This window comes from Pseudomonas sp. NFACC02 (assembly GCF_900110765.1).
In the GTDB taxonomy this organism is placed as follows: domain Bacteria; phylum Pseudomonadota; class Gammaproteobacteria; order Pseudomonadales; family Pseudomonadaceae; genus Aquipseudomonas.
The window spans coordinates 1-23647 of record NZ_FOEO01000029.1 but is presented as its reverse complement, the minus strand read 5'-3'; the positions used below and the strand labels follow the sequence as shown (position 1 = coordinate 23647).

General features: G+C 59.0%; 20 protein-coding genes, 1 tRNA gene and 1 pseudogene. 14 read left to right on the top strand and 8 right to left on the bottom strand.

Annotated features, from left to right (window positions below):
- Positions 1–116 precede the first annotated feature (116 nt).
- The 6 genes from BMY73_RS20235 to BMY73_RS20210 all read left to right on the top strand — a co-directional run bounded on the left by BMY73_RS20235 (position 117) and on the right by BMY73_RS20210 (position 7237).
- The gene (locus BMY73_RS20235) at positions 117–3263 is read left to right on the top strand and encodes a dermonecrotic toxin domain-containing protein (protein ID WP_139214258.1); all 3147 of its coding nucleotides are present in this window, start codon (positions 117–119) and stop codon (positions 3261–3263) included.
- A 112-nt stretch (positions 3264–3375) separates the two neighbouring features.
- Positions 3376–4857, top strand: a complete 1482-nt coding sequence (locus tag BMY73_RS20230; protein WP_092409231.1) for a sensor domain-containing diguanylate cyclase — start codon at positions 3376–3378, stop codon at positions 4855–4857.
- Entirely contained in the window at positions 4854–5072 is a 219-nt protein-coding gene (locus BMY73_RS20225; RefSeq protein ID WP_092409229.1) for a cysteine-rich CWC family protein, read from the top strand. The genes BMY73_RS20230 and BMY73_RS20225 overlap by 4 nt, the downstream gene beginning before the upstream one ends.
- A gap of 27 nt (positions 5073–5099) precedes the next feature.
- Positions 5100–5792, top strand: a complete 693-nt coding sequence (locus BMY73_RS20220; protein WP_092409227.1) for a pseudouridine synthase — start codon at positions 5100–5102, stop codon at positions 5790–5792.
- A gap of 310 nt (positions 5793–6102) precedes the next feature.
- Positions 6103–6987 (top strand): alpha/beta fold hydrolase, encoded by an 885-nt coding sequence (locus BMY73_RS20215; RefSeq protein ID WP_062388288.1) that lies wholly within the window; start codon positions 6103–6105, stop codon positions 6985–6987.
- Between the two features lie 176 nt (positions 6988–7163).
- A tRNA-Gly gene (locus BMY73_RS20210) sits at positions 7164–7237 on the top strand.
- Positions 7238–7535: 298 nt separating this feature from the next.
- Here BMY73_RS20210 and BMY73_RS20205 read toward each other — a convergent pair.
- Both BMY73_RS20205 and BMY73_RS20200 read right to left on the bottom strand, forming a co-directional pair.
- The gene (locus BMY73_RS20205; RefSeq protein WP_092409279.1) at positions 7536–7775 is read right to left on the bottom strand and encodes a DUF2188 domain-containing protein; all 240 of its coding nucleotides are present in this window, start codon (positions 7773–7775) and stop codon (positions 7536–7538) included.
- Positions 7776–7870: 95 nt separating this feature from the next.
- Positions 7871–8098, bottom strand: coding sequence for a hypothetical protein (locus BMY73_RS20200; protein ID WP_062383637.1), 228 nt, complete (start codon positions 8096–8098; stop codon positions 7871–7873).
- 184 nt (positions 8099–8282) lie between these two features.
- On the opposite strand from BMY73_RS20200, the gene BMY73_RS20195 reads away from it, so the two are divergent.
- A complete protein-coding gene (locus BMY73_RS20195) occupies positions 8283–9314 on the top strand; it encodes a DUF4917 family protein (RefSeq protein WP_062383640.1) in 1032 nt (343 codons plus the stop codon).
- 36 nt (positions 9315–9350) lie between these two features.
- Here the strand turns inward: BMY73_RS20195 and BMY73_RS20190 are convergent, their stop codons facing one another.
- Entirely contained in the window at positions 9351–9809 is a 459-nt protein-coding gene (locus BMY73_RS20190; protein ID WP_256571233.1) for a type II toxin-antitoxin system PemK/MazF family toxin, read from the bottom strand.
- A 253-nt stretch (positions 9810–10062) separates the two neighbouring features.
- Positions 10063–10293 (bottom strand): hypothetical protein, encoded by a 231-nt coding sequence (locus BMY73_RS20185; protein WP_062383647.1) that lies wholly within the window; start codon positions 10291–10293, stop codon positions 10063–10065.
- Positions 10294–10557: 264 nt separating this feature from the next.
- Between BMY73_RS20185 and BMY73_RS20180 the strand changes: the two genes are divergently transcribed.
- Positions 10558–11457 carry a DMT family transporter gene (locus BMY73_RS20180; RefSeq protein WP_062383652.1) on the top strand — a complete coding sequence of 300 codons (900 nt, stop codon included), beginning with the start codon at positions 10558–10560 and terminating at the stop codon, positions 11455–11457.
- On the opposite strand, the gene BMY73_RS20175 is transcribed toward BMY73_RS20180, so the two are convergent.
- The 4 genes from BMY73_RS20175 to BMY73_RS20160 all read right to left on the bottom strand — a co-directional run bounded on the left by BMY73_RS20175 (position 11454) and on the right by BMY73_RS20160 (position 14797).
- Positions 11454–12671 carry a class I SAM-dependent methyltransferase gene (locus BMY73_RS20175; RefSeq protein WP_092409225.1) on the bottom strand — a complete coding sequence of 406 codons (1218 nt, stop codon included), beginning with the start codon at positions 12669–12671 and terminating at the stop codon, positions 11454–11456. The genes BMY73_RS20180 and BMY73_RS20175 overlap by 4 nt on opposite strands.
- A 108-nt stretch (positions 12672–12779) precedes the next feature.
- Positions 12780–13397 (bottom strand): TPM domain-containing protein, encoded by a 618-nt coding sequence (locus BMY73_RS20170; protein WP_062383659.1) that lies wholly within the window; start codon positions 13395–13397, stop codon positions 12780–12782.
- A gap of 27 nt (positions 13398–13424) precedes the next feature.
- A complete protein-coding gene (locus BMY73_RS20165; RefSeq protein WP_062383662.1) occupies positions 13425–14174 on the bottom strand; it encodes a TPM domain-containing protein in 750 nt (249 codons plus the stop codon).
- On the bottom strand, positions 14174–14797 hold the full coding sequence (locus BMY73_RS20160) for a LemA family protein (protein WP_062383665.1): 624 nt from the start codon (positions 14795–14797) through the stop codon (positions 14174–14176). Before BMY73_RS20160 ends, BMY73_RS20165 begins: the two co-directional genes overlap by 1 nt.
- Positions 14798–15080: 283 nt before the next feature.
- On the opposite strand from BMY73_RS20160, the gene bglX reads away from it, so the two are divergent.
- The 6 genes and pseudogenes from bglX to BMY73_RS20130 form a co-directional block, all read left to right on the top strand.
- Positions 15081–17381, top strand: coding sequence for a beta-glucosidase BglX (bglX, locus tag BMY73_RS20155; protein WP_062383667.1), 2301 nt, complete (start codon positions 15081–15083; stop codon positions 17379–17381).
- A 158-nt stretch (positions 17382–17539) separates the two neighbouring features.
- Positions 17540–19285: a sensor histidine kinase gene (locus BMY73_RS20150; RefSeq protein WP_092409223.1), complete on the top strand. Its 1746-nt coding sequence runs from the start codon at positions 17540–17542 to the stop codon at positions 19283–19285.
- A gap of 5 nt (positions 19286–19290) precedes the next feature.
- Positions 19291–20637 carry a sigma-54-dependent transcriptional regulator gene (locus BMY73_RS20145; RefSeq protein ID WP_092409221.1) on the top strand — a complete coding sequence of 449 codons (1347 nt, stop codon included), beginning with the start codon at positions 19291–19293 and terminating at the stop codon, positions 20635–20637.
- A gap of 295 nt (positions 20638–20932) precedes the next feature.
- Positions 20933–22255, top strand: coding sequence for an MFS transporter (locus BMY73_RS20140; protein WP_092409219.1), 1323 nt, complete (start codon positions 20933–20935; stop codon positions 22253–22255).
- Between the two features lie 243 nt (positions 22256–22498).
- Positions 22499–22963 (top strand): hypothetical protein, encoded by a 465-nt coding sequence (locus BMY73_RS28940; protein WP_092409217.1) that lies wholly within the window; start codon positions 22499–22501, stop codon positions 22961–22963.
- A gap of 423 nt (positions 22964–23386) precedes the next feature.
- Positions 23387–23647 (top strand): annotated as a pseudogene (locus tag BMY73_RS20130) (hypothetical protein); the annotation flags it as partial.

Sequence of the window (23647 nt, the reverse complement as noted above, 5' to 3'; positions counted from 1 at the left end):
TCAAGCACGACATAGTGCACCGCTCACTCCGTCATTTTTGCAACCTCATGAACCACAGCAACATTGCCGCCCCTCGCAAAACGCCCGCTCTGCTCAACCACAAGCAACTGACCAGAATGCATAACAGCCCTGTCGCGCGATTGCTGGCAGGCTCGATATGGACGCTGAAAGCCTGGCAACTGGACCTCGAATTCCCGCCTGCCATTCAGGCTTATCTTGACCAACAGCTCGAGCAGGCCCTGCTTGAGCGGCTTGGCCGTCCCATCGACATCGATACGCTGCACATCCATTTCAAGACCGAAGAAAATCCGACCGTGGAAAACAATGGCGAGGAACAATTCGATTTGCGCCTCTCCCTCCGCGAAATTGGCCGCGCGGTGCTCGATCCTCCGGCCTTTCTGGCACTGGAACGTTGCGTGGTACCTGACCGGCCGCTGCACGATGACTTTCCGCAATTCATCCCTGCAGCGCTGCTCGAACTGCTCGGCACTGCGCACTGGACACGCGAGTACGAATTACAGGTGCAGCGCTTCTGGGACCGACATGCCGACACCTGGCAAATGCTGGCGACCTTGTCGTTTCTCGAAGGTCTGCGTTTGTCGCAACGCCGTCAACACATCAGCATGGACGGGTACGTCCTCGCTCTGGATGCAGCGGGATTCGAACGGTTTCCACAGACCCTTCAGACACGGTCCCCAGACAAGCGCACTTACCGCTCGGCGGTGCACTTGCTGACCCTCAACGACGAACCGATTCCGGGTGTTTTCCATTTGAGGTCACGGTTCACGGGGCACTGCTACGTCCACCTGTTGGGCGCCAGAACACACTGTCACGAATACATCAGCGACGATGAGCCGTGGGATCAGGACGCCGTCCTGAAAGCCCTGAACGCGTCGCCCTGGCACCGAATGCACCTGGACCTGTCTCAGGCGCCGAACATACTGAGACTGAGCGAGCCGGTCGAGGACCTCTTCACACAACTGACGCACGCACATCGGCAATTTTCCATTGACCGCCTGGCGACCACCAGTCCGTTCGAATCGCCGGCATACGCACCAGAGGACGAAGATGATGTGCTGATGGCGCCGATCCAGGCGGCGATGACGCTGGTGAGCGTGCTGGATCACTGGCATGGCGAACCTAAGCTCCTCGAGCGCATCCCCACACCGACGACCGTCGCGAACCGGATCATGGGCAAATGGCTCAAGGGTCTCAACGCAGCGTTGCCGCATGATCTGGACCCCAAACACGTTTTCATCCGTTATATACGGGGCAACTCGACCACGCCTTGGGGCAATCCTCAAACACCCCCCAATCACGTCGTCGTACCGAGTGAAACGCCCGTAAGCCTCACTGAGGCCCTGATCAGGAACTACCGGGAAGAACGAGCCAGCGGGTACACCGACGAGGGCGGCCGGTCGGTGGTGTATATGGATGCCAGCGCCCAGGGAGTCTGGTCGCCCGAGGCAGAACTCCCTGTCACGCCCGCCAGCGTCGAGGCTCATGTCGACGGCGTCGAGTTTTTAGACGTGATGGGCCGCCGACTCAAGCGTTTCTGGGACAGACAAGGCACTGCCATTGAGCGCGCGCTGAAGAAGACCTTTATCGCGCAGGCAGTGTTGAGTCTGAAAAACAGCGATCTCTCCTCGATGGGCTTCGGTCTTCTGGTGACAGCCCTCGAAGAGGCTCAGCAAAACCCCGCACAACGTCAGACCCAGTGTTGCGCCCTGGGCTTTTACCTGAACGCGGGCTCCGTGGCGGGAGCTGACGCTCCGCCCTGTGTCGGCCTGCTGATGTTCAAACACAAAAAACAGTCCACCGCCGTACTTTATCAGGCCGGCCAGAAGCAGCCCTTCGTGGAGTTCGATGACGCCAGACGTCTGAATCAACACCTGGCTCACGCCGCTGCCGACGAGCACTGGCGCAAAACGCTGCTCAACTACATGCCCAGCCGTTTTCACGAGCGCCTTGCCTATATCACTGCACTCTGGGGTGGGACGGCCCCCGTTCCTGCGCCCGTATCCGACCTGCGCCCATGGACCGAGCGGATTTATAACGAAGACGTGTACAAGACCCGGCAAGGCGGGATAGCCGAACACGAGGTGTCGGCCTGTCCATTGGCATTCATGACGAGCGGGTTGCGGCAGAACAGCCATCATGATGCCGAAGACAGCATCGTCACTGACCGCGAGATCGCCATTCACCACTGGACGCAACAGGTCAGCCGGTTACAGGTACTGCTGGCACCGATGGCATTGCTCATGCCAGTCGTCATGATTGCATCGCTGACCGCGAGCGCGGCAAGCCTGGCGCTGAATGTCCAGGCCGCCAGCCTGCCGGGGCACCGTGCAGCCGAACGAAAGCAGGTATTTTTCGCGATCCTCAGCCTGGGATTGTTACAACTGGGGCCGGCAACCCCCCGACTGCTGCGGGCGTTCACTCAGCTCGCCACGCCCGCAAAGATGATTGGCGCGGCACGCGCTCTGCCTTCCCCCCGAAGTTTTGGCGAGTGGCTACGCGGTGCCACTCACTCGCGGAAAACCTATGTGAGCACGTTCTTCAATGGCACCGTGCCGATGAAAACCTGGACCATGCTCGAAAACAGCCGTTTTGGTGTCGAGCCCGTCAGGGTCTGGAAACTGGGGCGCAAGTTTTTACTCTGGACGTCGGAGCGAAACCAGGCACGCACCCTGGTCGTCAGCAGCCACGGCTATTACCTGCCATGGACCCGCACAACGACCATTCCCAACGGCACGGAGCTGCGCACCTACGCCCCTCATGGCCAGACGCTGATCGATCCGACCTTGCACCGTGTTGCCAGCCAGAACGTCATCCCCTACTCCGTACTCAACACTACGCGCCCCGTGCCCGGCCCCAACACTCCGCCTTTCTCATCCTGGCTGGAGGCCGACACCTTGATGGCCGGCACCACGCTGCCCGGACGGATCAAAAACTACACCCTGGCGAAATTTCAAAGCGAACATTATGAAAGTTACCGATACATCGGCCACATCGTACGCAACACCCAGCAGTCGCCACTGGCGGGGCAATTACCCTCGACGCCCATGGATGTGCTGACCGTGCGCAATCGTTTCGGCATGAGCAACCCGACCTTGCAGAACCTGTTCAACGAACTGAACCGGCATGGCATTCACTACGACAAGATTCTGCTGGTGCATTGCCGCTGCTCGGCGGTCAACTCGCTGTTGGGGCGAGTGCCTGATTTCCACGCTCCGGTCGGCAGCGCCCCCATCAGCCCTTAAGGGATCGTCATCCATCATGAACCGTTAACAGCAGGCCCCCATGGCGCAACAGGGTGGCCGCAGGCTAGCATGTCTCGATCAACGGACTCTTTTACATTCAAGCGGACTGGTCATGCCCCTTCGTTCCACGCTCCATTCACAACGCTCCCTGCTGTTGACGTTAGTGATCCTTCTGGGGAGCGGCTTTCTGGCGACATCCTTGCTCAGCTACGTTGCCTCGCGGGATGCCATCAGAGACAGCATCGTCAATACCGAACTGCCACTGACGTCGGACACCGTCTATTCAGAGATCCAGAAGGATCTGGTCCGCCCGGTATTGATTTCATCGATGATGGCCCGCGACACCTTCGTGCGCGACTGGGTCGTGGCCGGGGAAACAGACCCGCAGCCGATGACCCGTTACCTCAAGGAGGTCATGGACCACTATGGCGCCTACACGGCTTTCTTCGTCTCCAACCACAGCCTGACCTATTACCACGCCAAAGGTGTCCTGAAGAAAATCAGTCCCGACGAGCCCCGCGACGTCTGGTACTACCGCGTACGGGACATGTCCGATCCGTATGAGATCAATGTCGATCCGGACCTGGCCAACAAGGACAACCTGACCTTCTTCATCAACTACAAGGTCTTTGACTACAACGACAACTTCATCGGCGCCACCGGCGTGGGACTGACCGTCGACGCCGTCATCAAACTGATCGACCGTTACCAGCAGCGTTATCAACGCAGCGTGTATTTCGTCGACACCTTTGGCCGACTGGTTCTGACGGGCGCTCAAGGCGGTCCCGGCGGCGCGAAGATCGGTCAGGTCCTGCGCGACCTGCCCTATCTCAAAGGACTGCAGGAGCAGATGCCGAAGCCACAAAGCGGCAGTTATCAATACGATTCGCAGGATGACGCGCACTTCCTCAACGTGCGCTACATCCCCGAACTGAACTGGTACCTGTTCGTCGACAAACGCGAAGACGGCGCGTTGAACGAGATTCGCCAGTCGCTGTACCTGAACCTGCTCATCTGTCTGGCCGTGATGGTGCTGGTGCTGTACTTGCTCAACCGGGTCATCCGCCGCTTTCAGGTGCGCATTGAAACCCAGGCCATGCTCGACAGCCTGACAGGACTGCCCAACCGACGCGGTTTCGACCGGATTGCCATGGATGCGATCGCGGATGCGCGCCGCGAACACAAAGCGCTGTCGGCCATGCTGCTGGATCTGGACCACTTCAAGCGCCTGAACGACACATATGGCCATCTGGCTGGCGATGAAGTGCTCACCGGATTTGCAGACGATGTACGCCGTTGCCTGCGGGACACGGACATCATTTGCCGATGGGGCGGCGAGGAGTTCATCATCCTGCTCAAGGACACCCATATCAGCGGTGCCCGACGCGTCGCCGAGAAAATTCGTCTGCTGGCCGAGCAACATACCTACGTATTCGCCGGTTCGGCACTGCAAGTTACGGTCAGCCTTGGCCTGACCGAGCTGCACCCCGACGACACCCTGGAAAGCCTGATTGCCCGTGCGGACCAGGCGCTCTACAGTGCCAAGCAGAGCGGTCGCAACAGGGTCTGTACCGAGGAGGCAGAGCCAGTATGATCACGTCTGAGCCCAGCCCGCACACCTGCCCTGTTTGCGGGATGAGCAATCGCTGCACGCTGGCCGATCCGCGTACGGTGGATCAACCGTGCTGGTGCTTCACCGAAACCATTGACCCTGCCGTGCTGGCAGCGTTGCCGGACTCGGTACGCAACCAGGCGTGTCTCTGTCCACGCTGCGCGGGGCTGGTTGATACACATCCTGCTGGCCAATAACGCTTCAGACATTCACCGACCCCAGCCATGCGCCTCGACCGTTTTCTCAGCAACCTTCCCCGCTTCAGTCGCAAGGACGTGCGCCTCGCGCTGCTCGCCGGGCGGCTAAAGGTCGATGGGCTGACGGTCAAGGATCCGCTGCATGAGGTTCGCGAATTTAGCCACGTCATGCTCGACGACGAAGTGCTGCAGACGGGCAAGCCTGCTCGATACTTCATGCTGCACAAACCGCCGGGCTGCGTCAGTGCCACCACCGATCCTCAGCACCCTACCGTGCTTGAGCTCTTGCACGAGCCCGATAAGCACGACCTGCACATCGCCGGGCGTCTGGACTTCAACACCTCGGGGCTGATGCTGATCACCAACGACGGCCAGTGGTCACGTCGTCTGACCCAGCCGACCACCAAACTCCCCAAGGTCTATTACGTCGAAACCGAGCAGGACATCAGCGAGCATTACATTCAGAAATTCGCAGAAGGCTTCTATTTCGCTTTCGAAGACCTGACTACACAGCCTGCTCAGTTGACGATACTCGACCGCCGCCGGGCAAGACTGAGCATCGTCGAAGGCCGCTATCACCAGGTCAAACGCATGTTCGGTTTCTATGACAACAAAGTCGTGCGCCTGCATCGAGAACGTATGGGCCCGCTGGTCCTCGATCCGGCGCTACTGCCCGGCCAGTACCGGGCGCTGACCGCTGAAGAGATTCAGCTGGTCTGACATCTTTCGACCGCCCGGCAGATCGTGTAGGACAATTCGCGAATAGCACTTGCGGGTTACCGCTCCGCCTGCTTGAATCCAATCGTCGGTCCACATGTGACCGGATAGTCACGAACGCACTCTAAGAAACCTTTTGTCGTCACGAGCGCTTTCAGGCGCCCCGATCGGCAAACCGCCCCTCCAATAACAACACCTGTCGGACAGATCGTCCCGGACCGACATGGGCCCCTTGCAAGGCATTGCCTACCTGTCACGAAACTCGTGCAACGTGGTTGCGCGCACACCGGTTTTAACGTCAGGAGACATGGATATGAGGCCAGAAATCGCTGTGCTTGATCTACAGGGCCAGTTTCGGGTTTACACGGAGTTCTATCGCGCAGATGCCGCAGAAAAGACCATCATCATGGTCAACGGCTCACTGGCCACTACTGCATCTTTCGCCCAGACCGTCCGTAACCTGTACCCGCAATTCAATGTGGTGCTCTACGACCAGCCTTACGCGGGCAAATCGAAGCCTCACAACCTTCACGAACGGCCACTGACCAAGGAAGTTGAAGGCCAGATCCTGCTGGAGCTGATCGACCACTTCAACGCCGAACACATCATGTCATTCTCATGGGGTGGCGCGGCCGCGCTGGTGGCGCTGGCCCATCGACCCAAGCGCATTGAGAAAGCCGTGATCAGCTCGTTTTCCCCCGTGATCAACGAGCACATGCACGACTACCTCACCCGAGGTCAGCAACACCTGGGCGCCTTTGATCGTTTTGAAGTCGGTAACCTGATCAACAGCACGATCGGCAAACACCTGCCGTCGCTGTTCAAGCGCTTCAACTACAAACACGTCAGCTCTCTGGACCTGCACGAATACGCGCAGATGCACCACCACATCAACCATGTGCTGGATGTCAGCACGCTAAACCAGATCAAAGCCGCTAAACGTATCAACGTGCCAATCCTATTCATGAACGGCGAATGGGACGAATACACGGCAGCCCCCGACGCCCGACTGTTCGCCAATCACATCCGGGATTGCCATTTCACGACCATCAAGAGCGCGGGGCACTTCCTGGACATGGAACACAAAGCCGCATGCCTGGAATCCCGAAACGCATTGTTGAGCTTCCTCACACCGGCACCTGAACCCAGCCGAACCCACTATCGACAGGCCCAGACGCACCATGCATTTGCAGTCTGACCGTGAAGGTCTCAAGGAACGGATTCATTCGCCAGCGCCCGCCCACCCGTCCTCGGCGAATGAATCCGAACCTTCCCCGCAGCACCCGCCACACTCACTGATTTCCACGCGCAGCATTTAACGCTTCAATTCAGTGCCCGCTTCTGGTACAAAGTCAGCCGCTGAAAGCGTCAAAAGCGGGTGTCGTATAATGGCATTACTCCAGCTTCCCAAGCTGATAACGAGGGTTCGATTCCCTTCACCCGCTCCAGCCTTCCTTCTGCTCCTCTTCTCTCTTAGTTATTGCATTCTCACCCGCGTGAAAGACTAACGATCTCCTTGCAAGCCTGCTTGGCCGGTGTCTATGCCAAAACCAGCCTCTTACACGGCCTTCCACGATCAGCCTCACAACACCAAATTGCGAAGTCCAACCGGGTTTTCGGCGAGCATGGTGGGCATGGGTGTTCCTGATTTGAGTGGACGCCTTGCTATCCGCGGTCATTAAACTCAAAAGCCCCGGCAAGAGCCGAGGCTAGATTTTCGTTACGCATTTACTGTTTCGCTTGGGATTATGCTTTTGGCGCTTCATTCTCGGCCTTGGTTGGCTTGGCCTTAGCCGCAGTTGCGGGCTGTTCGCTCATCGCCGTCCGCTCCTCATAAGCAGGTAACGACGCGGCAAACGCCATTGCCTCCTCGCGAGAATCGAACGATCCAAGTCGGTCGTGGTGGGTGCAGACCCGCCATGGACCGTTATTGACGTTGATCACGTCGTACCCATTGAAATGCGTTTTGCTGATCGCACTGTGCATGGTGACCTCCCTCTCATTCAGAGAGTGTTTTGGATTGCCCCGAAAGACCTTACACCCGGTCGCCTTCATGCGACGGACCGTAAGACAGATGGCGCTCAAGGTTTCAGAGGCAGTTCTTCGTCTTTTTCCGAAAGGCTTTTCCCATCGTCCGGGTGTTTCCAGGTTTGCGGGGGCGGCGTTTCGCGCCTTTGCTCATCGGTGGCTTCTACCCGTTCGAATTCGTCGGCAGGCAGCGACGACCTGTCGCGGCGCGGGGTTTCCATCGGGCTTGGATGAGGGCCGGGGCTTTGTGCCGCGGCGGTATTCACTGGATCGGTTTTCATGATCACCTCTCAGCGAACCGGATTTGAGGTTCAAGTGTTAGAAACACGCTCGACACAGGGGTTCGAAATATCTTCCGGACGGTTCTACGCAAGTTCCGGCGTTGACAATGTCGACCTGGCTTCCTATAAGTCCACTCCGTTTGGCCACTCGGCCAGCCTGCTCACCTGAACGCGAAGCGAGAAGATGGAATTCACGGATTTTGACGCTGAACTTGCCGACTGGCCTCAACTGCAAACCGCTCACCCGTGTTCAGGTTTGCTGTTGGGCAACGGTGCCAGCCTCGCAGTGTGGAAGAACTTCGCTTACGACTCGCTGTTCGAGCTGGCGCAAACCACTCGTAACAAGCCGCTGAGCCCGACCGAGCTGGCGCTGTTCAAGTCCATGGAAACCGAGAACTTCGAGCCCGTTCTCAGTGGCCTCAAGGTGGCGATGCGGGTGAACGCCGCGCTGACGGTCAGTTCGTCTTCGCCACGCAACCGTTACTTCGCGATCAAGGAAGCGCTCATTCACGGCATTCGCTCGGCGCACATTCCATGGCGCTTGATGGCGCCTTCGACCATCGCACAGATGAGCCACGCACTGAGTCAGTACGCAACGGTCTACTCCACCAACTATGACCTGCTGGCCTATTGGGCGGTGATGCATGGCGCACAGCCGTTCGATGATCTGTTCGATGACGACGCGGTCTTCAATCTGCACCGGACCACCAGCCACGCCACGCGCATCCTGTATCTGCATGGCGGCATGCATCTGGTGAAAAACTTCGACGGCACTGCGCGCAAATTGATGTCCTCGGAAAGCACGCTGCTCGGCAGCTTTGCCGTCAATGCGCTGGAAGACGTCCCGCTGTTCGTCTGTGAAGGCCGCAGCCACGACAAGATGAAAATCATCCGGGGCTCGGACTACCTTTCGTACTGCCACGCCCAACTGGCGCAACACCAGGGTTCGCTGTGCATTTTCGGGCATTCGCTTGGCAAGCAGGACCGACACATTCTCGACGCGGTGCTGCAGGCCAGGCCGAAAACCCTCGCCATCTCGATCCTTCCGCGCAGCGAAGCGTTTATCCAGCATCAGAAACGGCACTACAGTGCGCTGTTCGAAGGCCAGAACATCGAGTTGAAGTTCTTCAATGCCAAAACGCACCCGCTGGGCAATCCCGAGTTTTCGGTGCCGGTGGCGCGGTTGAAGGAAGGGTTGGAGCTTAAGAAGGGTTGAGCTCTGTCTGCGATGAAATCTTCGGAATGAACTGGACTAAAGCGGTAAGTAAGCCTTTACGCCGTTGATCACCGCCTCAAGGTCATTTGGGCAAAGACGCGGAACGAAATATTCCCTTCCGCCCCTCGTCTTACGATGAGCCTTGTCCAGCCGATCAAAGCTGACGGTGTAGATCATGTCGCACTTGACCCATAGCTGTTGCGCCCCATCCGTCATCAGAGGGTTCACTCTAAGCACATGATGCCAGTCAAATTCGTTTTCAGGAGACGTGGACGAGATAGGAACCACGGTACATAAACGTCTACGGTGCCTGGCCCGGTGAGAGATGACCACCACCTTTCGAACCTTCACCATTTCTGGAGGCACAAAACCTCTGGTGAAATCACAGACGAGCACATCGCCCTGTTTAGGCAAGTAGTAGAGAGGCATCCCTTTCTCCAGCAAAAGCAAAGCCGCCCGAAGGCGGCCTCTATCGACACGCAGAAGAACTTGCATCGCCCTTACCGCGCCGCTGGTTCAACCTCAACCGAGGGATCCAGACTCCATTCAGCTCTCGCTGATCACCCGCGCAGTATGTGCAGTCTGCATTCCTGTTTCAAGCACACTCCGGACATTCAGAAATTTCCCACCTGTTACGGCGATGCTTCCTAGAAATGCCCTGATTGAAAGCCATAAAAGCGAGCGAGGCCTCAAGGAACAGTTTCTGCCCGCTCAGCCCCCCCGCTCCCAAACTTCCCAGCGCGACGGTCTACTCGTTACTTTCCGACAAGGCCCCCACCACAACCGTGTTGCCGTGCGCCTTCTTGTTGATGCTGGCAGCAACTGATTCCGTGGACAGTCGTACGCTGCTGAGGGCGGCGAGGCGGTCGCTGCTCGTCGATTTGACGACGCTCGCTGACCATTGAGCCGCCACGGTCGCCATCCATGCGAACAGGAACACCACCACACCTTGCAACGCCCATTTTCCGATGACCGACACGATTGTTCTCCCGGCTGAATTCGACGCCACCCATTTGACCTTCAAAGGGTTGCAGGAAGATGGCATTCAATTTCTGCACCAACATTCAGCGGTGTTCAGGGGCCAGCAGGAAAATCCTCACAAACGGCGTTTTCCCCGTGTAACACCAAGTGTACGGTCGATTCTGTCGGAATCTGTTAAGGGGCTGGACGAGGCATCTGTGGCTGAATGGAGGCCTGCTTTCACCTCTGGCTTTTATTCTTAAAACAAAAGGCACGACCCAACATGTCCTCTCGCGAAAACACCGGCATGGTCCTCGGACTGATCGGCGTGGTGATCTTCAGTCTGACGCTGCCCATGACCCGCATCGTGGTTCAGGAAATCCATCCTCTGCTCAATGGCCTCGGCCGAGCATTGTTCGCGGCGATTCCAGCGGCGGCACTATTGCTGTGGCGTCGGGAGAAATGGCCGACCCGCGCCCAGTTCAAAGCGTTGATGGTGGTGGCGTTGGGCGTGATCATCGGCTTTCCGGTGCTGTCTGCCTGGGCCATGAAAACCCTGCCGGCCTCTCACGGTGCATTGGTCAACGGGCTGCAGCCTTTGCTGGTGGCGATCTATGCGGCATGGCTGTCCCATGAGCGTCCGTCGAAAGCATTCTGGCTCTGTGCGGCAATGGGCAGTGTGCTGGTGTTGGGCTATGCGCTGATCAGCGGGGCGGGCAATTTGCAGGCCGGTGACCTGCTGATGGTCGGCGCCGTGGCGATTGGTGGACTGGGCTATGCCGAAGGCGGGCGCCTGGCCAAACAGATGGGCGGCTGGCAGGTGATCTGCTGGGCGCTGGTGATTTCGATTCCGGTGTTGATCATCCCGGTCGGCTACCTTGCCTCGCAGCACGAAGGACCGATTTCAGCGGGCGCGTGGTGGGCGTTCGGTTACGTGTCGCTGTTCTCGCAATTCATTGGCTTTTTCGCCTGGTACGCGGGCCTTGCCATGGGCGGCATTGCCCGCGTCAGTCAGATCCAGTTGGTTCAGCTGTTCTTCACCATGGCTTTTTCGGCCCTGTTCTTCGGCGAACACATCGACCCGATCACCTGGATTTTTGCCGCCGGCGTGGTCGTAACGCTGGCCATCGGGCGCAAGACGGCGGTCATCGCGCCCAAGCCGGTTGTGGCTACCCGCCTCTAGCCGATCAGATGGTCTGCCTGGAGCAGGGTCTCCAGGCAGTGCTCCTTGATGCCATAAAACGTCTTCAGCTCCTGAATTTTCGCCAGCAGCTCCGCCGGATCGGCGGGCGTTGCGCGTTTGACCGCCAGGATCATCTTGTTCTTGTTGGTGTGTTCCAGCGAGATGAACTCGAAAACCTTGGTCTCGTAGCCACACACTTCCAGCAACAATGCACGCAACGCATCGGTGACCATCTCAGCCTGCTGCCCCATGTGCAGGCCGTATTGCAGCATCGGTTTGAGCAGCGTCGGGCTCTGGATTTGCAGGCGAATCTGTTTGTGGCAACACGGCGAGCACATGATGATCGACGCGCCCGAACGAATACCGGTGTGAATCGCGTAATCCGTGGCGATGTCGCAGGCGTGCAAGGCAATCATGACGTCCAGCTCGCTCGGCGCCACCGAACGCACGTCACCACACTTGAACACCAGCCCCGGGTGCTCCAGACGCGCGGCGGCGTTGTTGCACAGCGTCACCATGTCCTCACGCAACTCGACACCCGTGACGTTGCCTTCAGCCTGCAAGGTATTACGCAGGTAATCGTGGATGGCAAACGTCAGATAGCCTTTTCCTGAGCCGAAATCAGCCACCGTCACCGGCTTGTCGAGCCCGATTGGCGAGTTCGACAATGCGTGAGAGAACACCTCGATGAACTTGTTGATCTGCTTCCATTTGCGCGACATCGCCGGAATCAGTTCATGCTGCTTGTTGGTCACGCCCAGGTCCGTGAGGAACGGGCGGCTCAGTTCCAGGTAGCGTTTCTTCTCGCGATCATGCTCCGCAGAAGGCGCTTCGCGCTGTTGCTGTGGGGTATTGCGGAACAGGCTGCTCTTGCCCTTCTTGCTGAATTCCAGCTGCACCTCGTCAGTGAGCGACAGCAGATGCGCGTTCTTGAACGATTCGGGCAACAGGCTGGCGATCAGCGTTTGCGCCTCGGCCAGCGGATGGTTCTTGGTGATGTCGCGCGTCTTGTAGCGATACACGAACGACAAGCAAGGCTGATCCTTGATTGTCGTAGGCTTGATGATGATCCGTTGCAGCTCGGCCTCGGTCCCGACGTACTTGGCCAACACCAGCTTGATCAGTGAGTTCTGCGTCAGACAGGTGTCGAGCAGGCTCAGGAACTGGGCGCGGTGATCCTGCGCGGGAGCGACGTGGGGGGCAGTGACGGACATCGGGTGAACCCTGTGGAAGCGAAAAATGCGAGGGCGGTATTTTAGGCGGGATGACGGGGCGTGGTGGATTTAATTACTAACCACCACAAGCCCGTAGATCGGATGCCCCTAGTCCAGCACCACCAGACGGTTCGGCAATTCATTGCGCGGCTGCGTCACTGGCACCTGATCGCTCAGCACCTCGCCGCAGGAACGAATACAGCCCAGAAAGCCTTCCAGGATCTTGCCTTCGCTCACTTGCCGGGTGAACACATCGACCATCGAACGCCAGACCATGTCGTCCACATGACGGGCGATGCCGTCGTCGACGATGATTTCGACGTAACGCTCGGCCTCGCTGACGAAGATCAACACCCCCGTGCCATTGGCCGTCGCATGCAGGTTCTGCTCGAGGAACTGACGTCGTGCCAGGCTCCCCGCTCGCCAATGCCGCACCGATCCGGGCACCAGACGAGAGGTCACGGCGGGCAGGCGGCACAACAGCGCAACGACGATGAACGTCGCGATCTGGGTCAACAACAGCTCGTTGGCATTCAGCCATCCGGGGTAAAAGTTGATCAGGCCGGGCAGAAGCAAGGCCACCAGCCCGGCCCAGATCAAGGGCACGTAAGCATAATCGTCGGCACTCGCGGCCAGCACGGTCACCAGTTCGGCGTCGGTCTGTCGTTCGACCGCCTCGATGGCCTGAGCGACCTGCTTCTGTTCGTCTTCAGTCAGTAACGCCATGCACTGCAATCCTTATTGAGCTATCGATTACCAGCCACCTGAGGCACCGCCGCCGCCAAAACTGCCGCCGCCACCGCGCATGCCACCGCCACCTCCGGAGCCGCCGGAACCAAAGCCGCCACCGCCCGAGCCGATGTAGCCGCCGCCCAGACCGCCCAGGGCCCGGCCCCAGCGCATGTTGATAAAGACAAACGCCACGAAGAGGATGAGAAACAGCAGGCTCATTTTCCAGTCAGTGACATCGTCACCGCCGGACGCACCGACCACGGGCTCAGCCAGCGGATCACCGCCCAGCACCTGCACGATCGCTTCGGTGCCTTTGCTGACGCCGCCGACGAAGTCCCCTTGTTTGAAGGCCGGCGTGATGATCTGGTTGATGATCACCGACGACTGTGCGTCCGTGAGCCGGTCTTCCAGGCCGTAGCCGACTTCGATGCGCACCTTGCGCTCGTCCTTGGCCACAATCAATAACGCGCCGTTGTCCTTGCCCTTCTGACCGATGCCCCAATAACGACCGAGTTGATAGCCAAAGTCCTCGATGGTCGCACCTTGCAGATTGGGCAGCGTGACCACCACGACCTGCTCGGTGGTGAGCTCTTCATGAGCCCGCAGCATCTGGGACAGGCGTTCCTTGCTCGCGTTGTCGATCATGCCGGCCGTGTCGACGACCTGCCCGCTCAGCGCCGGGAACTTCAGTTCGGCCTGAGCCCATTGGGCGAGCAGGCCGACCGACATCGCCAGCAACGCGACCAGAATGCCCCGCCGCGCGCGCCCCATCAGAACTTCACTTGCGGCGCTTTGTCAGCGTCTGCAGCGGTGGCTTCGAAGTTAGGCCGGATGGGCAAATCGCTGTACATCACCGAATGCCAGAGGCGGCCAGGGAAGGTACGGATTTCCGTGTTGTACTTCTCGACCGCAGCGATGAAATCGCGACGTGCCACGGCAATCCGGTTTTCCGTCCCTTCGAGCTGCGATTGCAGCGACAGGAAGTTCTGGTTGGACTTCAGGTCCGGATACCGCTCGGACACCACCATCAGCCGGCTCAACGCGCCAGTCAACTGGGCTTGCGCGTCCTGAAACTGCTTGAGCTTGGCGGGATCGTTCAGCGTATTGGCATCGATCTGGATGGACGTGGCCTTGGCCCTGGCTTCGATCACGGCCGTCAGCGTCTCCTGCTCCTGTTTGGCATAGCCCTTTACGGTCTCGACCAGATTGGGAATCAGGTCGGCCCGCCGCTGATACTGGTTCTGCACCTGAGCCCAGGCGGCTTTGACCTGCTCGTCATAAGTCGGAATATTGTTGATGCCGCAACCGGACAACAACGTGCTCAGCAGCATCAGCAACGTCAGTGACAAATTGTAACGACTGCCCCGAATGTGTCCATAACGCTCTATTTGCATAGCCTGTGCGCCCCTTCATGTCCTGCATTAGTCTTCCCGTCTGACCATGACTTTAGCCAAATCGGACGATCCCCGGCATAATCCTGCCCCATCACGTTGTCAGGACACTGGATTGCCAAGCAGCAATCAGATAAAACTCGCTGCGCTACTGATGCTCAGATGCCTCGGGAGTTCAGCGACAGCCCCGTCCTGATGACAATAAAAACCAAAGGTTTCACACCAAAAACAAAGGCCACCCGGTATTTCGCGCGAGTTGCCGGTCAACGCCTTGAGAAAATCATTCATGAATAAGCTGTGTTTACTGAGTCTAGTCGTCGGTTTGGCCAGTCAGTCCGTCTGGGCCGAAACCGCAACCAGCCCCGCCAGTAATCTGTCCACGTTACAGGCCAAGAATGCATTCATCTCCAACCTGATGAAGCAGATGACCCTCGACGAGAAGATCGGTCAACTGCGCCTCATCAGCATCGGCCCGGAAATGCCGAAGTCGGAAATCGTCAAGGAAATCGCTGCAGGCAGAATTGGCGGTACCTTCAACTCCGTTCTGCTGCCCGATAACCGCGCCATGCAGGACGCCGCCGTCGGCCACAGCCGCATGAAGATCCCGATGTTCTTTGCGTACGACGTGATCCACGGCCAGCGCACCATATTTCCGATCAGCCTGGGACTGGCATCGACCTGGGACATGGACGCCGTCACCCGTGCCGGTCGCGTTTCCGCGATCGAAGCCGCTGCCGATGGCGTAGACATGACCTTCGCGCCGATGGTCGACATCACCCGTGATGCCCGTTGGGGCCGCAGCTCCGAAGGCTTCGGCGAGGACACGTATCTCGTCTCCCGCCTCTCCGCGACGATGACCCGCGCTTTCCAGGGCACCAGCACTCAAGCACCGAACAGCATCATGGCCGCCGTCAAACACTTCGCCCTTTATGGAGCAGTGGAAGGCGGTCGCGACTACAACACCGTCGACATGAGCCCGGTGCGCATGCAGCAGGATTACCTCCCACCCTACCGCGCCGCCATCGACGCGGGCGCTGGAGGTGTGATGGTCGCCTTGAATTCAATCAACGGCGTGCCTTCCACCGCCAACGCGTGGCTGCTGCAGGACGTGTTGCGCAAGGACTGGGGATTCAAGGGTGTCACCATCAGCGACCACGGGGCGATCAAGGAACTGATCGACCACGGCGTGGCCAAGGACTTCCGCGAAGCCGCGAAGCTGGCGATCAAGGCCGGTGTAGACCTCAGCATGAACGACAAGGCTTACGGCGAAGAACTCCCTGCGCTGGTCAAGAACGGTGAAGTGTCGATCAAGGAGGTCGACAATGCCGTGCGCGAAGTACTCGGCGCGAAGTGGGAAATGGGCCTGTTCGCCAACCCCTACCTGCGCATAGGCGCGGCCGTCGACGACCCGGTCGATCGCGATGCCGAAAACCGCCTGCACCGCACCGAAGCCCGAGACGTCGCGCGCCGCAGCATGGTCCTGCTGAAGAACGACCACAACACCCTGCCGCTGAAGAAACAAGGCACCATCGCTATCGTTGGTCCGCTGGCCAAGAGCTCGCTGGACATGCTGGGCAGTTGGTCTGCCGCGGGCCTGGCGCGTCAGACGGTCAGCGCCTACGACGGGCTGGCCAATGCCATCGGCGACAAAGCGAAGATTCTCTACGCCGCCGGTACTAACGTCACCGATAACCAGGAAGCGATCACCTACCTGGACAAGATGGATGACCAGATTCACATCGATGGCCGTCCCGAGCAGGAGATGATCGACGAGGCGGTCAAGGTAGCCCAGCAGTCGGACGTGGTCGTGGCCGTGGTCGGCGAATCGCGCAACATGTCCCATGAAGCCGCAAGCCGTGTGGACCTGGTACTGCCAGGTCGTCAGCGCGATCTGATCAAAGCGCTCAAAGCCACTGGCAAGCCATTGGTCATCGTGCTGATGAATGGCCGGCCGCTGGCGCTGGTCGAGGAAAACAAGCTGGCCGATGCCATGCTTGAAACCTGGTTCCTGGGCACAGAAGGCGGTAATGCGCTGGCGGACGTGCTGTTCGGCGACTATAACCCGTCCGGCAAGCTGCCCATGACTTTCCCTCGCTCGGTGGGGCAGGTACCTGCCTACTACAATCACCTGAACACCGGTCGTCCGTACCGCGTCAACGACTCGAACTACACCTCGAACTATTTCGAAGAGCCGACCAGCCCGCTGTTCCCGTTTGGTTATGGCCTGAGCTACACCCAATTCAACGTCTCGGACATCGTCCTGTCGATCAACAAGATGACCCGCAAAGACAAACTGACCGCGACTGTTCAGGTGAAGAACACCGGCAAGGTTGCGGGCGAAACGGTGGTTCAGCTGTACCTGCGGGACGTCGCGGCGTCCATCAGCCGTCCCGTCAAAGAGCTGAAGAACTTCCAGAAAATCATGCTGAAACCCGGTGAAGAAAAAACCGTGACCTTCACCGTGACCGAGGAAGACCTGAAGTTCTTCAATCCGTCGCTCAAATACGCGGCTGAACCGGGCGAATTCAAACTGATGATCGGTCTGGACTCCGAGGACGTGAAAGAAACGACGTTCAGCCTGCTTTAAGCCCCGCAGGTGGCGCGGTGTGCAAGATCGCGCCACGAAGAGATTAATGTGCAGGAGCGCGCTTGCCCGCGATTACATGCCTTCAGCGCCTGCCGAGGCGACTGACATGGGCTATTGCGGGCGAGCACCTACAGGTTCAGTACCCTCAGGCCTTTCACATGCCCCGCGCCGCCCGTCTTCTTCTATATGTCCTGCTCATCCTGGCGGGCGCCGTGATTGTCGCCACCCTGGCGATGCATCAGGCGCAACGCCATTCACTCGAAGACGAGGCTGCTCGCGCGCAAGACCAGCTTTCGCTGTATGCCAACACCTTGCAAACCCTGATCGAGCGTTACCGTGCCCTCCCCGCCGTCCTGGCACTGGACCCGGAACTGCGCGCCGCCCTGCGCGGACCGGTCAGCGCTGAAACCACGCAAGCCCTCAACCTGAAACTCGAGCAGATCAACGGCGCCGCGCAGTCCTCCACGCTGGAACTGCTCGATCGTGACGGACTGGCGATCGGTGCCAGCAACTGGAAACTGCCCAGCAGCTACGTCGGCCACAATTACGGGTTTCGTCCTTATTTCACGCAAGCCAAGGCCACGGGCGTCGGGCGGTTTTACGCGGTCGGCGTCACCAGCGGCATCCCCGGTTACTTCCTGGCCAACGCAGTGCGTGACGACGCCGGGACGTTCATCGGTGCAATGGTGGTGAAGCTGGAGTTCCCTGACCTCGAGCACACGTGGGCGCAGGGCGACGACCTGCTGCTGGTCAGTGATGCAAAAGGTGTGGTTTTCATCGCCAATCAGCCCGGCTGGCGCTATCGCTCGCTGCGGCCGTTGTCGGATCAGGACCGCAGTGAATTGGGCAGCACCCGCCAGTACGATAAACAACCGCTGACACCCCTGACTCAGGAGCCGCTGCGCACGTTCAGCGACAACAGCCACCTGAGCCGGGTCGTCGCGCCCGATGGCTCCACCGATTACCTCTGGCAGTCGTTACCGCTGCAACCGGAAGGCTGGACACTGCACCTGCTGCGCAAACCTCAGCCTGCCACTGAAGACATTCGAAACGCCGCGTTAGCAGCCGCCGGCGCCTGGTTGACGCTGGTGTTCCTGGGGCTGTTTCTCTATCAGCGCTGGCGACTGGCGCGCATGCGCCAACGCAGCCGTGAAGAGCTGGAACAGCTGGTCGAAGCGCGCACTCGGGATTTGCGAACGGCCCAGGACGGACTGGTGCAATCGACCAAGCTCGCGGCGTTGGGGCAAATGTCCGCCGCCCTCGCCCACGAAATCAACCAGCCGCTGACCGCACAACGCATGCAACTGGCAACCCTGCGGTTATTACTCGACCATGGCCGGGTCGATGACGCTTATAAAGCGCTGGCCCTGCTCGACCAGCAGTTGACCCGCATGGCGGCGCTGACCGGACACCTCAAGACCTTCGCCCGCAAAAGCCCCAGTGGCCTGCGAGAGCGCGTGGACCTTGCCTGTGTGGTCGATCAGGCGATGTTGCTGCTCGACGCCCGGATTCGTGAGGAGCGCGTGAGCTGTGTACTGGACCTGACGCGTCCCGCCTGGGTACGGGGCGATGCGATTCGCCTGGAGCAGGTGCTGATCAACCTGCTGCGTAATGCCCTGGACGCCATGCGCGAGCGACCGATCAAGCGACTGGAAATCCGCATCGATGCAGAGGGCGAGCAGTGGCGCTTGAGCGTGGGAGACAGCGGTAGCGGAATTGCCCCGGAGCATCTGGCGAACATCTTTGACCCATTCTTTACCACCAAACCCGTCGGTGACGGGCTCGGTCTCGGACTGGCGGTTTCCTACGCTATCGTGCATGAGTCGGGAGGACGCCTGAGCGCCGAAAACCTCGACAATGGCGCGCGTTTTTCCTTCTGTCTGGCCCAGGCCGCGGAGGCTTAAACCCTATGCTGAACTCGGTGGTCGTGGTCGACGACGAGGCCCCCATTCGTGAGGCCGTAGAACAATGGCTGTCACTGTCTGGTTTCGCGGTGCAGTTGTTCAGTCGGGCCGAAGACTGTCTGGCGCGACTGCCCGTACACTTTCCCGGCGTGATCCTCAGCGACGTGCGCATGCCGGGTATGGGCGGGCTTGAGCTATTGGCGCAACTCCAGGCCCGCGATCCGGACTTGCCGGTGATTCTGCTGACCGGGCACGGCGATGTGCCGATGGCGGTGGACGCCATGCGCGACGGCGCCTATGACTTTCTGGAAAAGCCGTTCACCCCGGAGACCTTGCTGAGCAGCCTGCGCCGTGCACTGGAGAAACGCCGGCTGGTGCTGGAGAACCGCCGCCTGCATGAACAGGCGGACCATCGCAGCCGTCTCGAAGCCACCTTGTTGGGCTTGTCGCCGAGCATTCAGACGCTACGCCGTCAGGTTCAGGACCTCGCCCAACTGCCGGTCAACGTGCTGATTCGCGGCGAAACCGGCAGCGGCAAGGAAATGGTCGCGCGCTGCCTGCACGACTTCGGCCCTCGGGCCGACAAACCGTTTGTGGCCGTCAACTGCGCCGCCATTCCGGAGCAGTTGTTCGAAGCCGAACTGTTTGGCCATGAGAGCGGTGCCTTCACCGGCGCGCAAGGCAAGCGCATCGGCAAACTGGAGTTCGCCCACGGTGGCACGCTGTTCCTCGACGAAATCGAAAGCATGCCCTTGGCGCAACAAGTGAAACTGCTGCGGGTGATTCAAGACCGGCGCCTTGAACGATTGGGCTCCAATCAGAGTATCGAGGTTGACCTGCGCATCGTCGCCGCGACCAAGCCAGACCTGCTGGACGAGGCCAGGTCCGGGCGTTTTCGTGAAGACCTGGCGTACCGCCTGAACATCGCCGAGCTGCGCCTGCCCCCACTGCGTGAACGCCGCGAAGACATCCCGCTGCTGTTCGGTCATTTCTCACGGCAGGCGGCGGAACGTCTGGGCCGTATCGCGCCGGTGCTCAGTGGCGGGCAACTGAGTCATCTCCTGAGCCATGACTGGCCGGGCAATGTGCGGGAGTTGGCCAACGCCGCCGAACGTCAGGTGCTCGGGCTGGAAAACCCGGCCTCGGTGGACATGCCGGCCGGGCAGTCGCTGGCGGCGCAGCAGGAAGCGTTCGAGGCCCATTGCCTGCGCTCGGCACTGAGCCGGCACAAGGGCGACATCAAAGCGGTTTTGAACGAGCTGCAACTGCCGCGACGAACGCTGAATGAAAAGATGCAGCGCCATGGCCTGGTCCGGGAAGTTTTTCTGCCTGACAGCGGCGACTCTGTGTAAGACCCCGTCCATTGCAGGAGCTGCCGGAGGTTACGACGGTGGCGAATGCTGCGAACCTGATACGAATAGGCGGGCTGACCTGATGCCATCCCGGGCAAGAGCGCTCCTTAAAAAACGCACGCGATAAGCAAAATCTCGCTCACCCAACCACACCACATCGGCGGATTTCCGCTCACCCAAGCCAAGCAAACCCTTCTAGTCCGGGCTTTTCAAGGCCTGGCACGTCTCCTGCTATCACCCTGGCAAGACCGCATCGCTGCGATCCATCTAAAAACAATGACTTGCAGGAAATCCTATGGCCATTCCCAATTCTGTTTCCAACGGATCATCGACCGCGCCCGTCGCCGAAAAAACCACCCGAAATCGACTGAAATCGATTTTCAGCGGGTCGGTCGGCAACATGGTCGAGTGGTACGACTGGTACGTCTACGCTGCCTTCTCCCTTTACTTCGCCAAAGTCTTCTTCCCTAAAGGGGACACCACCGCACAACTGCTCAACACTGCGGCAATCTTCGCGGTCGGCTTTTTGATGCGCCCGATCGGCGGCTGGCTGATGGGCCTTTACGCTGACCGCAAAGGCCGCAAGGCTGCTCTGATGGTTTCGGTTCTGCTGATGTGTTTCGGCTCGCTGATCATCGCCCTGACACCCGGTTACGAAACCATCGGCGTCGGCGCCCCCATCCTGCTGGTGTTCGCTCGCTTGCTGCAGGGCCTGTCAGTCGGTGGCGAGTACGGCACCTCGGCGACCTATCTCAGCGAGATGGCGACCAAGGAACGTCGTGGCTTCTTCTCCAGCTTCCAATACGTGACGCTGATCTCCGGCCAGCTCATCGCACTGGGCGTGTTGATCGTGCTGCAGCAGACGCTCACGGTCGAGCAGTTGAACACCTGGGGCTGGCGCATTCCATTCGCCATTGGCGCACTGTGTGCCGTGGTAGCGCTGTTCCTGCGTCGCGGCATGGAAGAAACAGAGTCATTCACCAAGAAAAAGGAAAAGCCAAAAGAGAGCCTGATGCGCACCCTGATGCGTCATCCCAAGGAACTCATGACCGTGGTTGGCCTGACCATGGGCGGTACCCTGGCGTTCTATACCTACACCACCTACATGCAGAAATACCTGGTGAACACCGTCGGCATGAGCATCACCGACTCCACCACCATTTCCGCAGCCACGCTGTTTCTGTTCATGGTGCTGCAACCGGTAATCGGTGCGCTGTCTGACAAGGTGGGTCGTCGCCCGATCCTGATCGCCTTCGGTGTGCTCGGCACACTCTGCACAGTGCCTATTCTCACAACGCTGCACACGATTCAAACCTGGTGGGGTGCATTCTTCCTGATCATGGCGGCGCTGATCATCGTCAGCGGTTACACCTCGATCAACGCCGTTGTGAAGGCCGAGCTGTTCCCCACTGAAATTCGTGCACTGGGCGTCGGCCTGCCGTACGCACTGACCGTCTCGATCTTCGGCGGCACCGCCGAGTACATCGCGCTGTGGTTCAAGAGCATCGGCATGGAAACCGGTTACTACTGGTACGTCACCGCCTGTATCGCCTGCTCGCTGCTGGTCTACGTATTCATGAAGGACACCCGCAAGCACTCCCGTATCGAGACCGACTGATCGTACTGAAAGGGCCGTGCGTGCGCGCCCAGGCACGAAAACCGGAGGGGCAGCCACGCAGGTGGCTGCCCCTTCTTTTCGCGGCCATGCCTGCTAAGTCGCTGAATCACCATGTGCTTTTCGTAGTATCAATTTCAGCGATGATCGCTACTAATGCGATTGACTTCTTAATAATCCAGAGCCGAGTAAAGTTAACTCCATACCGAGTCACCCACTTACTTGAATCGATCTGGAGCAACTACCATGAAAACTAACAAACTGATCTTCGGCCTCGCTTTCTCTCTTCTGGCATCTAGCGCTTTTGCACTTCCCGCTGTGGACGCAAGCAAACATATCAACGCGCCGGTAGTTGCCGAAAACGGCTCTTCCCATACCAATATCGGTCGCGTTGCTGCTGATGGCGCCGACCACGTAGGTGCCAATCGCCTGGCTGCTGACGGTGCCGACCACGTAGGCGCCAACCGCCTGGCTGCTGACGGTGCCGACCATGTAGGTGCCAACCGCCTGGCCGCCGACGGTGCGGACCACGTAGGTGCCAATCGCCTGGCTGCCGACGGTGCGGACCACGTAGGTGCCAGTCGCCTGGCTGCCGACGGTGCCGACCATGTAGGTGCCAACCGCTTGGCTGCTGACGGTGCGGATCATGTTGGTGCAAATCGTGTCGCTGCAGATGGCGCTGACCACGTGGGTGCAAACCGCCTGAGCTGATCGACTCCAAGCGGTTCTCTTCCAGCCCGGCTCATGCCGGGCTTAGTTTTTTCAGGCTCGGCAAAACCTTCGAGCCCCGTCATTACGCACCCTCGCAGGCTTACGGAGTGACTTTGCTCATCGGGCAGGCCGCTTCACGCCAAAGGCCAGCTCAATCACGCCTCGCGACGCAAACCCCAACAAAAAAAGTTTAATTCACAAAATTAAACAGTTGTCAAGATTGAAAAATGTCAAAATTGACAGAAATTGCCCCATCTCGGATCAAAATCCCCCGGAGCGCTTTAAAACCGGGCGCTGCAGCCAACTATCATTTTCAACGATGGTCGTTAGCAATCTTGTTAACTTCTGCTTAATGCATACGCGCGTAGAATTCACTCCATACCCAAGTTAAAGAAACTACTGAACTTTGATGGAGCAAACATCATGAAAACTTCGAACCTTCTGTTTGGCCTTAGTCTTTCCATTCTGGCATCGAGTGCATTCGCTCTGCCCGTTTCTGATAATCACGCGATATTGAACGGTACTGTTGTCGCTGAAGGCGGCTCTTCTCACACTAATGCATCGCACACCGGTTCTTATCGTCAGGCTTCCGATGGTGCTGACCATGTCGGTGCAAATCGTCTGGCCGCTGATGGCGCCGACCGTGTAGGTAACAACCGTCAGGCTGCCGATGGCGCTGACCAC